This is a genomic window from Enterobacter cloacae complex sp. BZL2005, from assembly GCF_049238885.1.
Lineage (GTDB): Bacteria > Pseudomonadota > Gammaproteobacteria > Enterobacterales > Enterobacteriaceae > Enterobacter > Enterobacter roggenkampii.
The window spans coordinates 35,230-48,601 of record NZ_JBMKGI010000009.1; the positions used below are offsets into that span (position 1 = coordinate 35,230).

A 13,372-nucleotide genomic window follows, 5' to 3' on the forward strand; every position below is an offset into this window, starting at 1 on the left:
ATCTGTCAACGGACCGGGCAGGAGAAAAATGCGATTGCAAAGCAGCTCAGCGCAATATTGTGAGCTGCCGCAAAGAAAGCAGGTGAAATGAGGAAGTGCGGGTCATCATCGCCAGCCCCTCTCCTGGAAGAGAAAGGGCTGCTGCGAGCGGAAACTACTGGGATAAGTAGCGGCGTGACAGCCGTTTCGCCACCTTTTGCAACAGCGGTTCGAGCGCCACGGCCAGTACCATTCTGACCGGCTTGCGGGCAACCGATTTAATCGCCCACCCCGCTACCCCAGCCGGACCGTAACGTAACGCGGTCATCAGGACCAGCTTACCTGCGATTTTCAGGCCGGGTTTTACCTTCTGACCGGCCTGTTGCCAGTGTTGTTTCATCTCTTTTCTCTCTTAAAGCTGACGGAAACGACTTCTCAGCGTAAAGGTATCGGATGTGACATAACGTTCCATTTCCCGTAACCGCTTCTCACCTGCTGCGAGTTGCGCATCCACAGCATTGAGGAGATCGCTGCTGGTGGGAGCGCCTTCCGCCGCCAGTTCTGCTTCCGGCATCGGGTCAAGCACAAACGACAACACGATGTACGCAACCAGGGTAATAAATGCCAGACCGAAGAAGATCGACAGCACCGTCACCACGCGTACCAGCTTAACCGGGACGTCAAGATAGTGAGCCAGCCCGGCGCAGACGCCGCGCACCATGCCCTGCTGTGGAATTCGCCACAGCTTTTTGTTCAGATTCAGTCCAGACATTAACGGTCCCTCCAGTTTGGATGTTCAGCATCCAGGATGGCTTCCAGCGCCTGAATGCGTTCACGCATTTTGTTCGCCTCATCGGAGAGCTGTATCAGACGCTGTTGTTCACTCTGGGAAAGTTCGCCCCGTGAGGAACGGTTGCTGTAGTGCAGCCATAACCAAATCGGCAAAACGAACAGCACGAAAATCGTCAGGGGAATAGCCAGAAAAAGCGCGCTCATGTGTACTCCTTGTCTTACGATGCGGCACGTTCAGGTGCCGCAGGCATTATTATTGGTTGTCTTGCTTCATTTTGGCTTTCAGTGCCGCCAGCTGCTCGCTGATTTCATCATCGGCCTTGAGATCAGCGAACTGTTGATCCAGTGACTTCTGCTTACCGATGCCGTGGCTTTCAGCTTCCGCTTCCATCTGGTCGATACGACGCTCAAACGATTCAAAACGGGCCATCGCTTCATCCAGCTTACCGCTATCGAGCTGGCGACGCACGTCGCGGGAAGAGCTTGCCGCCTGGTGACGCAGGGTCAGCGCCTGCTGACGTGCGCGGGTTTCGCTCAGCTTGTTTTCCAGCTCGCCAATCTCTTTCTTCATGCGGGTGAGCGTGTCATCCACCAGCGTCACTTCATGCTCGAGCGTCGCGACCAACTCTGCCAGCTTCTGTTTTTCGATCAGCGCCGCACGGGCCAGATCCTCTTTGTCTTTGCGCAGCGCGAGTTCTGCTTTTTCCTGCCATTCATTCAGCTGAGCGGTGGCCTGTTCAATACGACGCGTAAGCTGTTTTTTCTCAGCCAGCGCGCGGGCGGAGGTAGAGCGGACTTCAACCAGCGTGTCTTCCATCTCCTGAATCATCAGACGCACCAGCTTCTGCGGATCTTCCGCTTTCTCCAGCAGTGAGTTGATGTTGGCGTTCACGATGTCAGCAAAACGAGAAAAAATACCCATAATTGACTCCTCATAGTTCTGTTATCGGGCAATGCCCTGCTGTATGGATAATACAATTCCCGTGCCAACTTTTTATCTTATTGATTTAATAGGCCATGATTGATTTTCATGCAGTGAAGAACTATTCTTACCTGGTGAATATCGCTAAGGAGTGGTTAATTTCATCATGCCCGGATACAAAGACAATTTACTCGGCGAAGCAAACAGCTTTCTGGAGGTGCTGGAACAGGTTTCTCGCCTGGCGCCGCTCAATAAACCGGTGCTGATTATCGGCGAGCGCGGTACGGGCAAGGAACTCATCGCCAACCGTCTGCACTACTTATCCGGGCGCTGGGACGGCCCCTTCATTTCCCTTAACTGCGCGGCGCTGAATGAAAACCTGCTCGATACCGAGCTCTTCGGCCATGAAGCGGGTGCGTTTACCGGCGCCCAGAAACGCCATCCCGGACGGTTTGAGCGCGCCGACGGCGGTACGCTGTTTCTTGATGAGCTGGCCACCGCGCCCATGCTGGTGCAGGAGAAACTGCTGCGCGTGATTGAGTACGGCGAGCTGGAGCGCGTCGGCGGTAGCCAGCCGCTCCAGGTGAACGTGCGCCTGGTGTGCGCCACGAATGCCAACCTGCCGGAGAGGGTGGCGGAGGAAACATTCCGTGCCGACCTGCTTGACCGCCTGGCCTTTGACGTCGTGCAGCTTCCTCCACTGCGCGAGCGAAGAAGCGACATTATGCTGCTGGCAGACCAGTTTGCGATTCAGATGTGCCGCGAGCTCGGACTGCCGCTGTTCCCCGGCTTCAGCGATTATGCGCGGGAGACGCTGCTCGCGTACCACTGGCCGGGCAATATCCGCGAGCTGAAAAACGTCGTGGAGCGCTCCGTCTATCGCCACGGCAGCAGCGAGACGGAGCTGGACAACATCATTATCGATCCTTTTCAGCGCAACGCGCCGCCGTCCGCACCAACGTCTCCAGGCGACGCCCCTGCTCTTCCCCTTGATTTGCGCCAGTTCCAGCACGACCAGGAGAAACAGCTGCTGGAGCAAAGCCTGAAGATGGCGAAATACAACCAGAAACGGGCGGCTGAACTGCTGGGTTTGACCTACCATCAGTTAAGGGCATTGCTTAAAAAGCATCAAATGCGCTAACAATATCAGCATTTAACAGCAGACATTTTACAAAACCAAGCCTGGATAACTGCTCCACTCCTTAGGACAACATACAATGCCATTCAATAATAAAAACATACTTATTACTTTCCTATCCCTCTGCTCATTTCAGACTTATGCCGCACAATGCACAGCGGAAACTTTCGCTAAAAACAAATTGAACAACCTCATCCTCCTGAACCAGCAGACAAGAACCGAAATCCCTAAGTCAGTCGAAATCACTGTTGATAGCCCTGATGGGTATATCCGCGCATCGGCTCAAAGCAACTTTGATCAATGCGGTGAACTCACTGGCAGCAGTGTTAAAGAGGTCAAAACCTCACCGGGACCGAAAAATGTTTTCACGACTACCAATGAAATTCAGTTAAACAGAACGGAATTTGGCTGGCGCATTCAGTTGGATGCGAACGGCGTAATAGTCGATAACAACAGTCAGAAGGCCACACAATTATATCGGCAGACGCTGGAGGGGATGTACCAGCTGAACAACAATGGACTTATCAGCCACGTGGTTAATCGTTCGATTATTGCGGCCACAAAACCAGGAGATAAAGATAAAACCACAGTGGGCGCAATAGACTACGTATTCAATTCATCAGGGTTGCTGGCAAGGGTGGTAAGCAAAGGAAGTTTGGCGATAGATAACTATACAACTGTATACAGCTATGATGACAATGATCGCCTGATCAAAACCGTGTCCCCCTCAACCATAGAAGAGTATACCTACGATAACGAGGGCCGTGATCTGTCCCTGAGCAAGACCCAGACGTATTTCACCATTGAAAAAAACCTGACAACGTGTGAGGAGTGGAACTCGCATGGAGAATGCACACGCGCCAATATGGATACCACGATTGTCCCAGCCGATCGGACGGGTAAACAGTATGTGGAAAAACATAAGGCCGTAATGACGACGAAATATGAATACTGGAACTGACCATTCAACCCGCCAAATAGGGTAGCCAAAATGGTATTGGAATCGAAATTGATGTTCGTGGTGTACCTGACTTCAGTAAATGTGGTGTGAGATGAAAATCATAATATTCGTTGTTTTACTTATTGCCAGTTTACCCTCGTCCCGGACAGCTGGATTAATGATGTTTTCATGCAACATATCCAGATATCAGGCGATGGTGAAGAAGCCATGAATAACTATGATTTCACAGCAATTCTGATCAATTTTGGCCTGTCTGCAATGATAGCGTTTGTACTGATGATGCTTATGAAAGTGCTGAAAAAATGAACCAGGGTGGCAGGTACGCACGTAACAACAAAGTGAGCATTTTTACTCTATGCTATTTAGACTGTTCGTATGCCATTGCCTTACCCGTACTTGATCTGCTCTCAGATCTGGTGATAAACGGCCGCATTTTACCGGCTATTTTTCTTCAGAAAGTATGATCCCAGATCTGATAGCGACAACATGTCTTCCTGTCATTCACGGCATACATTCACAAGCTTGATGCTATCCGCCGGAGCGAATCCTTCGTTTATAGCGAGTCAGATGCGCCACGAAAATGCTAAGATAGTTCATGAGGTATATTCAAAGTGGATTGCAGGTATGAACGTGCATCGGGTTGTGACGCTGAGTGACCGACTGTAAACGTTACTGCCCCCATTATGCCCTCAGGCTTAAACGATACTGGATAATGTCGTTTAAAATTAGTAGGATAGCCACTTCATATTTAATACCTTAAAAATTATGCGTCTGGTTTTATCGTCCTTTTTTGCACTTGGTCTGTTTAGCAGCCAGGCCTTTGCCGCGCCCGGGCAAACGCCGCAGCCTGACATTCGTGACAGCGGCTTCGTCTATTGCGTAAGCGGCCAGGTGGATACCTTCAACCCGCAAAAAGCGGGCAGCGGCCTGATTGTGGATACCCTTGCCGCGCAGCTTTACGATCGTCTGCTTGATGTAGACCCGTACACTTACCGTCTTGTGCCCGAGCTTGCGGAAAGCTGGGAAGTGCTGGATAACGGCGCAACCTACCGTTTTCACCTGCGCGATGATGTCGCGTTTCAGCGTACGCCGTGGTTTACCCCCTCGCGCAAGCTGAATGCGGATGACGTGGTCTTCACCTTCCAGCGTATCTTCAACCGCAATCACCCGTGGCATAACGTTAACGGCAGCAATTTCCCCTATTTCGACAGCCTGCAGTTTGCCGACACCGTGAAAAGCGTGCGCAAGCTGGATAACCGCACGGTTGAATTTACGCTGACGCGCCCGGATGCCTCATTCCTGTGGCATCTGGCAACCCACTATGCGTCCGTCATGTCGGCCGAATACGCGGCGAAGCTGACGAAAAAAGATCGTCAGGAACTGCTCGATCGTCAGCCGGTCGGCACCGGTCCGTTCCAGCTGGCCGAATACCGCGCCGGGCAATATATTCGTCTGCAGCGCCACGAGCATTTCTGGCGGGGTACGCCGCTGATGCCGCAGGTGGTGGTCGATCTGGGTTCCGGCGGGACGGGACGTCTGTCAAAACTGCTCACCGGGGAATGTGATGTGCTTGCCTGGCCTGCCGCCAGCCAGCTCACGATTTTGCGCGACGATCCGCGCCTGCGTCTGACGCTACGCCCGGGGATGAACATCGCGTATCTGGCCTTTAACACCGATAAGCCGCCGTTGAATAACCCTGCCGTTCGTCACGCCCTTGCGCTGGCCATTAACAACCAGCGCCTGATGCAGTCGATTTATTACGGTACGGCGGAAACCGCCGCCTCAATTTTACCGCGCGCCTCGTGGGCCTACGACGGTGAGGCTAAAATTACGGAATACAATCCGGCAAAAGCGCGTGAACAGCTGAAAGCGCTGGGCGCAGAAAACCTCACGCTGCAGCTTTGGGTGCCGACCAGCTCCCAGGCGTGGAACCCGAGCCCGCTCAAGACCGCCGAACTGCTGCAGGCGGATATGGCGCAGGTGGGCGTAAAAGTGATCATCGTACCGGTAGAGGGCCGTTTCCAGGAGGCGCGCCTGATGGACATGAATCATGATTTAACCCTCACCGGCTGGGCCACCGACAGCAACGACCCGGACAGCTTCTTCCGGCCGCTGCTGAGCTGTGCGGCGATAAACTCGCAGACCAACTACGCCCACTGGTGTAACCGGGAGTTTGACGCCGTGCTGCAAAAAGCGCTGGCTTCCCAACAGCTGGCCTCGCGCATCGACGCCTATGATGAAGCGCAGAAGATCTTAGCCCAGGAACTCCCGGTGCTGCCGCTGGCCTCTTCCCTGCGCCTTCAGGCGTATCGCTATGATATTAAAGGCCTGGTGCTGAGCCCGTTTGGCAACGCCTCGTTCGCCGGCGTGTCGCGTGAAAAAGAACAAGAGGTGAAAAAACCATGATTATTTTTACCTTGCGCCGGCTCCTGTTGCTGCTGGTGACGCTCTTTTTCCTGAACTTTGTCGGCTTTAGCCTGAGCTATTTCACGCCCCACGCCCCGCTCCAGGGATCGTCGCTGTGGGATGCCTGGCTCTTCTGGTTTAACGGGCTGCTGCACTGGGATTTCGGCGTGTCCAGCATTAACGGGCAGCTGATTTCCGAGCAGTTGAAAGAGGTTTTCCCGGCCACGATGGAGCTGTGCATTCTGGCCTTCGGTTTTGCCCTGATGGTCGGGATCCCCGTGGGCATGCTGGCCGGGATATATCGCAACAAATGGCAGGATAAGTTTATCAGCGCCCTCGCCCTGCTTGGCTTCTCCATCCCGGTCTTCTGGCTGGCGCTGCTGCTGACGCTTTTCTTCTCGCTGACAATGGGCTGGCTCCCGGTTTCGGGACGTTTTGACCTGCTCTATACGGTTAAATCGTTGACGGGCTTTGCCATTATCGACGCGTGGCTGTCCGATTCCGTGTGGCGGCATGAGATGATCGTCAGCGCCCTGCGCCATATGGTGCTGCCGGTACTGACGCTGGCGGTTGCGCCAACAACCGAAGTGATCCGCCTGATGCGCCTGAGCACCATTGAGGTGTTTGACCAGAACTATGTCAAAGCCGCCGCCACGCGCGGACTGTCGCGCCTGACCATCCTGCGCCGCAACGTCCTGCACAACGCCCTGCCGCCGGTTATTCCGCGTCTGGGATTACAGTTCTCCACCATGCTCACGCTGGCCATGATCACCGAGATGGTCTTTAGCTGGCCTGGCCTCGGGCGGTGGCTGATTAACGCTATCCGCCAGCAGGACTACGCCGCGATTTCCGCAGGGGTGATGGTGATTGGTTCGCTGGTGATTATTGTTAACGTGTTGTCCGATATTCTGGGTGCCATGGCCAACCCATTGAAGCATAAGGAATGGTATGCCCTACGATAACGTATACAGTGAAAAGCGCACGCCCGGTGTGCTGCGTACCGTGTGGCGTAAATTCTATGGTGATACCACGGCAATGATCGGCCTTTATGGCTGCGCCGGTCTGGTGTTGCTCTGTGTCTTTGGCTCCTGGTTTGCGCCGTACGGCATTGACCAGCAGTTCCTTGGCTATCAGCTGTTGCCGCCGTCCTGGTCGCGCTACGGAGAGGTCTCTTTCTTCCTGGGAACGGACGACCTCGGACGTGACGTGTTAAGCCGCCTGCTGAGCGGTGCAGCCCCGACGGTGGGCGGCGCGTTTGTGGTGACGCTCGCGGCCACGATCTGCGGGCTGGCGCTGGGTATTTTTGCGGGATCCACGCATGGCCTGCGCTCGGCGGTGCTTAACCACATTCTGGATACGCTGCTGTCGATTCCGTCTCTGCTGCTGGCGATCGTTGTGGTTGCCTTTGCCGGTCCGCACCTGTCGCATGCCATGTTCGCCGTCTGGCTGGCTATCCTGCCCCGCATCGTACGCTCGGTTTACAGCATGGTGCATGACGAGCTGGAAAAAGAGTATGTCGTCGCTGCGCGTCTGGACGGCGCGACCACCTTCAATATTCTGTGGTTTGCCGTGTTGCCTAACATCGCGTCCGGGCTGGTCACCGAGATCACCCGCGCCCTGTCGATGGCGATTCTGGACATCGCGGCGCTCGGCTTCCTCGACCTCGGCGCGCAGCTGCCGTCGCCTGAATGGGGTGCGATGCTCGGTGACGCGCTGGAGTTAATTTACGTGGCGCCGTGGACGGTTATGCTGCCGGGTGCGGCCATCATGGTGAGCGTGCTGCTGATCAACCTGCTGGGCGACGGTATTCGCCGTGCAATTAACGCGGGGGTGCAATAATGCCGCTTCTTGATATTCGCAACCTCACCATTGAATTCAAAACCGGTGAAGGCTGGGTCAAAGCCGTCGATCGCATCAGCATCACCCTCGCGGAGGGTGAAATCCGCGGGCTGGTGGGGGAATCCGGATCAGGCAAAAGCCTGATCGCCAAAGCCATCTGCGGCGTGGCGAAAGATAACTGGCGCGTCACCGCAGACCGTATGCGGTTTGATGATATCGACCTGCTGCGCCTCTCTCCCCGCGAGCGGCGTAAGCTGGTCGGGCACAACGTCTCCATGATTTTCCAGGAGCCGCAGTCCTGTCTCGACCCGTCCGAGCGCGTGGGCAAACAGCTGATGCAGAACATCCCCGGCTGGACCTATAAAGGCCGCTGGTGGCAACGCGTGGGCTGGCGCAAGCGTCGTGCCATTGAGCTTTTACACCGCGTCGGGATCAAAGATCACAAAGATGCGATGCGCAGCTTCCCGTACGAGCTGACCGACGGTGAATGTCAGAAAGTGATGATTGCCATCGCGCTGGCCAATCAGCCGCGTTTGCTGATTGCGGATGAACCGACGAACGCGATGGAGCCCACCACGCAGGCGCAAATCTTCCGCCTGCTGTCGCGTCTTAACCAGAACAACAACACCACCATTTTGCTGATCAGCCATGACCTGCAAATGCTCAGCAAATGGGCGGATAAAATTGATGTGATGTACTGCGGACAAACGGTTGAAACCGCGCCGAGTGAAGACCTGATCACCGCGCCGCACCACCCGTATACGCAGGCGCTAATCCGCGCTATTCCCGATTTTGGCAGCGCCATGCCGCATAAGAGCCGCCTGAATACCCTGCCCGGGGCGATTCCGCTGCTGGAATCGTTGCCGATAGGCTGTCGTCTGGGGCCGCGTTGCCCGTATGCTCAGCGTAAATGTATCGAGACGCCACGCCTGACCGGGGCCAAAAATCATCTTTACGCCTGTCATTTCCCGCTGAACATGGAGAGAGAGTGAAATGGTCGAAACCTTGCTGGAAGTCCGCAACCTGAGTAAGACCTTTCGCTACCGCACGGGGCTGTTTCATCGTCAAACTGTCGACGCGGTAAAACCGCTCAGCTTTACCCTGCGTGAAAAACAGACCCTGGCAATCATCGGCGAGAACGGTTCCGGGAAATCGACCCTGGCGAAAATGCTTGCCGGCATGGTTGAGCCCACGGCTGGCGAAGTATTGATTGACGATCACCCTCTGACGTTCGGGGATTACTCTTTCCGCAGCCAGCGCATTCGTATGATCTTCCAGGATCCGTCGACCTCGCTCAACCCACGCCAGCGCATTTCGCAGATCCTCGATTTTCCGCTGCGTCTGAACACCGACCTGGAGCCCGAGGCGCGCCGCAAGCGTATCTTCGAAACCCTGCGCATGGTTGGGCTGTTACCGGACCACGAAAGCTACTACCCGCATATGCTGGCACCCGGCCAGAAACAGCGTCTGGGTCTGGCGCGTGCGTTGATTTTGCGCCCGAAAGTGATCATTGCTGACGAAGCGCTTGCCTCGCTGGATATGTCGATGCGTTCGCAGCTGATTAACCTGATGCTGGAGCTGCAGGAAAAACAGGGCATCTCGTATATCTACGTCACCCAGCATCTGGGGATGATGAAGCACATCAGCGATCAGGTGATGGTTATGCACCAGGGTGAAGTGGTCGAACGCGGCAGCACGGCGGATGTGATGGCCTCCCCGCTTCACGAGCTGACAAAACGGCTGATAGCCGGGCATTTCGGTGAAGCATTGACGGCCGATGCGTGGCGCAAAGATCGGTAAACAAACGTTGCACCGTATAATAAGGATTAAATAGCCTTAACACGCTGTTTAATCCTTAACTTTTTCATCTCCATTGCTGCTCCATATTCTCAGCAAAATACATCAACAGTTCTTCTCCAGAATATCCGGACATTACGAAGGAGAAGAAATGAACAACGCCACTTACGTTCTCAAATATACCGAGTACCTCATCAGAAAATGTCGTTCATTTTTAATGACGGACCTGTATTTTCATACTGTGAGGCTCAAGAAAACATCGGGGAAGCACCCTGACATTAAATCACCCACGACGTTGAGTGAAAAAATATGTCATCGTCTGGTCTATGACCACAATAACGTCTATACCCTGCTTGCCGATAAACTCGCCGTTCGGGAATACGTAATCTCCAGAACAACGCGTGCGAAAACGGTGCCATTACTTGGCGTGTACAGCAAGGTGTCCCAGATTGATTTTTCGACGCTCCCTGAAAAATTTGTCCTTAAGTGCAACCATGACAGTGGCAGCACAATAATATGTACGAACAAAGCGCAATTTAACATCAGGGAAGCGTGTAAAAAACTCAGTCTCGCGTTAAAGAAAAATATGTACTACACCACGCGCGAATGGCAGTACAAAAACATTACGCCAAAAATACTTTGCGAACCGTATGTCGATCTCTTCGATGATGCAGACAGGAACACAGCGCCCGAAATGCTAAGGATCCATTGCTTTCATGGCGTTGCCCACTATGTTGAAGCGGATTTTACGGATGACAGCGGCAAAGGTTTCATCAACGTTTACGACAGGTACTGGAACTTACAACCCTTTCAGATGGAATATCCGAATACACCGTTGGCGCCAGGCGAACCGGCCTTGTTCCGACAAGCGTTGCTGGCATCCCAGGAGCTGGCGGATGGCATTGACTACTGCCGCGTTGACCTCATGCTAAAAAAAGATGAAATCTATTTCAGTGAAATAACCTTAAGCCCGAGACGCGGTAAACTGTCGATTACCCCGCAGGAATGGGATGCTAAGCTAGGAAAAATATGGCATTTACCGCCGGCAGGCACATTTGACCTGCCGCTGACGCTCACGAGTCGGGCCAGGTGAGTTTAAATATCGAGTGGTTTTGCGTTGATAAGGTATAGGTGACATCGCCACCATGCGCCAGCATGATGGCTTTTACCACCGACAAGCCCAAACCAAAGCCTTCCGGGTTCAACTGTCTGGCGCCGTTATCGCGCTGAAAGGGCTGAAACAGGAAGTCATGAAACTCCCTGGGGATACCCGGTCCCCCATCCTGAATCAGGATAAAATTGCCTTTATCCGAAACACCATTTTTTACCGTGAGCTTGCGCGAGTTTGAATAGTGTAAGGCATTGTCAAATAAAACGGTCAGACACTGATTGATGCGTAAGGGATCGAATGCACACTGCTGCTCCCTCAGTTCAGTATGGACGGTAAATGCCTTACGGTTGAACTCGGGCATGAAGGTATCGAGCGCGTCCTGTATTGTCCCTTTCAGATCCGTTCTGGCCTGGTATAACGTGTATCCTGCCCCGCCATCTGAACTGATAACCCGGAGATCTTCAATCAGACGGGTTAATCCTTCCGTCTGTTTAAGGAGGTTAGTAAACAGCACCGGATCCGGGGTAAACACCCCGTCAACTAGCCCCTGAAGTCTTCCGCGTAAAATGGTGACCGGGGTTCTCAGTTCATGCGCAATCGCAGCATTCCAGGATTTCCGCTGGATATCCAGCGTTTGCAGCTTTTCTGCCATTTCATTGAAATCCGTAACCAGGTGATTGATCTCTCCCAGCCGGGAGCTGGCACAGAATGCCCTTGCGTCCAGATCGCCCTGAGAAATTTTTTTCAGGCTGGACGCGACCGCGTTTAGCGGGGTGAGTATTCGCGATGAAAGTTTGACCGTAAAGAATACGGCAATGATCAGGCTGATCGTTGTCGCGGTCCCAATCCATACCCAGTCCCACATCGTCATCTGCTCGTCATCGCCCGCAGCAGGGCCGCCGGGAAGATGATCCAGAATAAAGGAGTAAAAAAACCAGGAGCCCAGTATGGCGATGGCAATTATCGTAAACGTCAGCAACAGCATATACGTTAAGATCTGACGACTCAGGACAGACTCTTTATTCATTTCTTTTCCCCAAGCCGGTAACCCATGCCCCTGATGCTCTCGGGAACGCCATAAAGACCGGCCAGCTCCAGTTTTTTTCGCAGCTTGCTCATATGGCTGTCGACGGTTCTGTCGAGCGTATCGCCTTCCGGCAAACACGCGTTGAGCAACTCTTCACGGGAACAGACCTTGCGCGGATACCGCACCAGGTAAGAAAGCAACTTAAATTCGGTCGTCGTTAAGACCGGGGAGATAACCTCGGGCCCCGCAGTAACCTCCACGTAGAAATCATCCGGATAGACCGTAATGAATGGCGTTCTGAGCGGCAGGGCCCCCGCCTGCTGAAGCGCAGGCTTTGTTCTACGCAGCACCGCCTCAACCCGTGCGACAACTTCCGAAGGGTTGAAGGGTTTGATTACGTAATCATCCGCGCCGAGCCTCAGACCCATAAGTTTATCGACGTCCTGATCGAGAGCGGAAACCATAATGACGGGGACAGCGCTTTCATGGCGGAGCGTGGTAAGCACGCTCCAGCCGTCACACACGGGCAGGTGAATGTCCAGCAAGATGAGATCCGGTTTATGGAGGCGATTGAGCGTAATCGCCTGCTCGCCCTGCCTGGCCCTGAGCGTTTTCATTCCCGAACGCTCTAAGTAGCTCATCAGTATATCGGCGATTTCGTCTTCATCTTCAACAACAAGGATCAGCGTATTTTTGTTCATATTATCTCCGCGGGTGAAATCCCTTTAAGCACGCTATCAGATATCTTGAGCACAATAAGACACAGCCTCGGGGAAAAAGTGCCGTAGTCACGAAAATTTCCCGGTTGATTTAAATGCCCGGTTATTTCTCCACACAGCCTACACATTCAGTCAATAAAGACTCGACAATGTCCGTTCAAAATCGCTAATGAGGCATAACGCGTTGTGCATTGTGCGCTGCAAATTACCACTGTTTCTTAAAGATTTTATGAAGTTGGCTGAAATAATGAACATGGAACTTTCTAAATATTTTTCCCCTAAAAAACTGGGCATATATTCCCTGTTTCTGCTGCTGTCGTGGGGATTACTTTATGCCTGGCTGGTGCTGGTACACAGAATGGATGAGAAAGTCGCCTCGACGCTGCTCTCTTCACCCCTTATTTATGGCTGCATCGCATTGTCAGTGGTTTCTCTGGTCATACAAAATAAAGCCGGCGCGTTCATTGAGCTACTTATCATCGCCTTCTGGCTGATGGTGATTTTTGTTTATCTCATTATTACGTTCACCGTGCTGTTAAACGCGATGCCCGATATTGAGGATCTGATCTTTTACTATGAATGTTATTTGATCATTTTTTTTGGTGGAGCACCGCTGTACCTCATGATGAGAATGATCTGAGCCCTTGCTCCACACATCCTCCATAAACCGCCCACTTCCGC

Annotated in this window: 16 protein-coding genes; 10 read left to right on the forward strand and 6 right to left on the reverse strand. The window is 53.3% G+C overall.

All coding sequences use genetic code 11. From position 1 onward, the window contains the following. Positions 1-154 precede the first annotated feature (154 nt). From pspD to pspA, 4 genes are read right to left on the reverse strand one after another with little or no spacing between them, the layout of a single operon-like run. The gene (gene pspD, locus ACOTXI_RS15775) at positions 155-379 is read right to left on the reverse strand and encodes a phage shock protein PspD (protein WP_023292260.1); all 225 of its coding nucleotides are present in this window, start codon (positions 377-379) and stop codon (positions 155-157) included. A gap of 12 nt (positions 380-391) precedes the next feature. Continuing rightward, entirely contained in the window at positions 392-751 is a 360-nt protein-coding gene (pspC, locus tag ACOTXI_RS15780) for an envelope stress response membrane protein PspC (protein ID WP_049122307.1), read from the reverse strand. Beyond that, complete coding sequence (gene pspB, locus ACOTXI_RS15785) at positions 751-975, reverse strand: envelope stress response membrane protein PspB (protein WP_008501236.1); 225 nt, start codon at positions 973-975, stop codon at positions 751-753. The genes pspC and pspB overlap by 1 nt, the downstream gene beginning before the upstream one ends. 49 nt (positions 976-1,024) lie before the next feature. Further along, positions 1,025-1,693, reverse strand: coding sequence for a phage shock protein PspA (gene pspA / locus ACOTXI_RS15790; protein ID WP_021240283.1), 669 nt, complete (start codon positions 1,691-1,693; stop codon positions 1,025-1,027). Between the two features lie 166 nt (positions 1,694-1,859). Here pspA and pspF point away from each other — a divergent pair, with 166 nt between their 5' ends. From pspF to ACOTXI_RS15835, 9 genes are all read left to right on the forward strand, one after another. Beyond that, on the forward strand, positions 1,860-2,834 hold the full coding sequence (pspF, locus tag ACOTXI_RS15795) for a phage shock protein operon transcriptional activator (RefSeq protein WP_058653292.1): 975 nt from the start codon (positions 1,860-1,862) through the stop codon (positions 2,832-2,834). A gap of 76 nt (positions 2,835-2,910) precedes the next feature. Further along, positions 2,911-3,792, forward strand: coding sequence for a hypothetical protein (locus ACOTXI_RS15800; RefSeq protein ID WP_058653294.1), 882 nt, complete (start codon positions 2,911-2,913; stop codon positions 3,790-3,792). A gap of 168 nt (positions 3,793-3,960) precedes the next feature. Then, positions 3,961-4,098, forward strand: a complete 138-nt coding sequence (locus ACOTXI_RS15805) for a hypothetical protein (protein WP_225828787.1) — start codon at positions 3,961-3,963, stop codon at positions 4,096-4,098. Between the two features lie 459 nt (positions 4,099-4,557). Further along, a complete protein-coding gene (gene sapA / locus ACOTXI_RS15810; RefSeq protein WP_008501231.1) occupies positions 4,558-6,198 on the forward strand; it encodes an ABC transporter substrate-binding protein SapA in 1,641 nt (546 codons plus the stop codon). After that, positions 6,195-7,160, forward strand: a complete 966-nt coding sequence (sapB, locus tag ACOTXI_RS15815; RefSeq protein WP_058653295.1) for a putrescine export ABC transporter permease SapB — start codon at positions 6,195-6,197, stop codon at positions 7,158-7,160. The genes sapA and sapB overlap by 4 nt, the downstream gene beginning before the upstream one ends. Next, positions 7,147-8,037: a putrescine export ABC transporter permease SapC gene (gene sapC, locus ACOTXI_RS15820; protein WP_025913072.1), complete on the forward strand. Its 891-nt coding sequence runs from the start codon at positions 7,147-7,149 to the stop codon at positions 8,035-8,037. The genes sapB and sapC overlap by 14 nt, the downstream gene beginning before the upstream one ends. Continuing rightward, the gene (sapD, locus tag ACOTXI_RS15825) at positions 8,037-9,029 is read left to right on the forward strand and encodes a putrescine export ABC transporter ATP-binding protein SapD (RefSeq protein ID WP_008501228.1); all 993 of its coding nucleotides are present in this window, start codon (positions 8,037-8,039) and stop codon (positions 9,027-9,029) included. Before sapC ends, sapD begins: the two co-directional genes overlap by 1 nt. 1 nt (position 9,030) lies before the next feature. Beyond that, the gene (sapF, locus tag ACOTXI_RS15830; protein ID WP_008501227.1) at positions 9,031-9,837 is read left to right on the forward strand and encodes a putrescine export ABC transporter ATP-binding protein SapF; all 807 of its coding nucleotides are present in this window, start codon (positions 9,031-9,033) and stop codon (positions 9,835-9,837) included. Positions 9,838-9,985: 148 nt separating this feature from the next. Further along, entirely contained in the window at positions 9,986-10,927 is a 942-nt protein-coding gene (locus ACOTXI_RS15835) for an ATP-grasp fold amidoligase family protein (protein ID WP_058653299.1), read from the forward strand. Here the strand turns inward: ACOTXI_RS15835 and ACOTXI_RS15840 are convergent. Continuing rightward, the gene (locus tag ACOTXI_RS15840) at positions 10,908-11,972 is read right to left on the reverse strand and encodes an ATP-binding protein (RefSeq protein WP_058653301.1); all 1,065 of its coding nucleotides are present in this window, start codon (positions 11,970-11,972) and stop codon (positions 10,908-10,910) included. The two genes, ACOTXI_RS15835 and ACOTXI_RS15840, sit on opposite strands and share 20 nt — an antisense overlap. Then, positions 11,969-12,673, reverse strand: coding sequence for a response regulator (locus ACOTXI_RS15845; protein ID WP_008501224.1), 705 nt, complete (start codon positions 12,671-12,673; stop codon positions 11,969-11,971). Before ACOTXI_RS15845 ends, ACOTXI_RS15840 begins: the two co-directional genes overlap by 4 nt. Positions 12,674-12,944: 271 nt before the next feature. Here ACOTXI_RS15845 and ACOTXI_RS15850 point away from each other — a divergent pair, with 271 nt between their 5' ends. Next, complete coding sequence (locus ACOTXI_RS15850; RefSeq protein WP_058653432.1) at positions 12,945-13,331, forward strand: hypothetical protein; 387 nt, start codon at positions 12,945-12,947, stop codon at positions 13,329-13,331. Positions 13,332-13,372 lie beyond the last annotated feature (41 nt).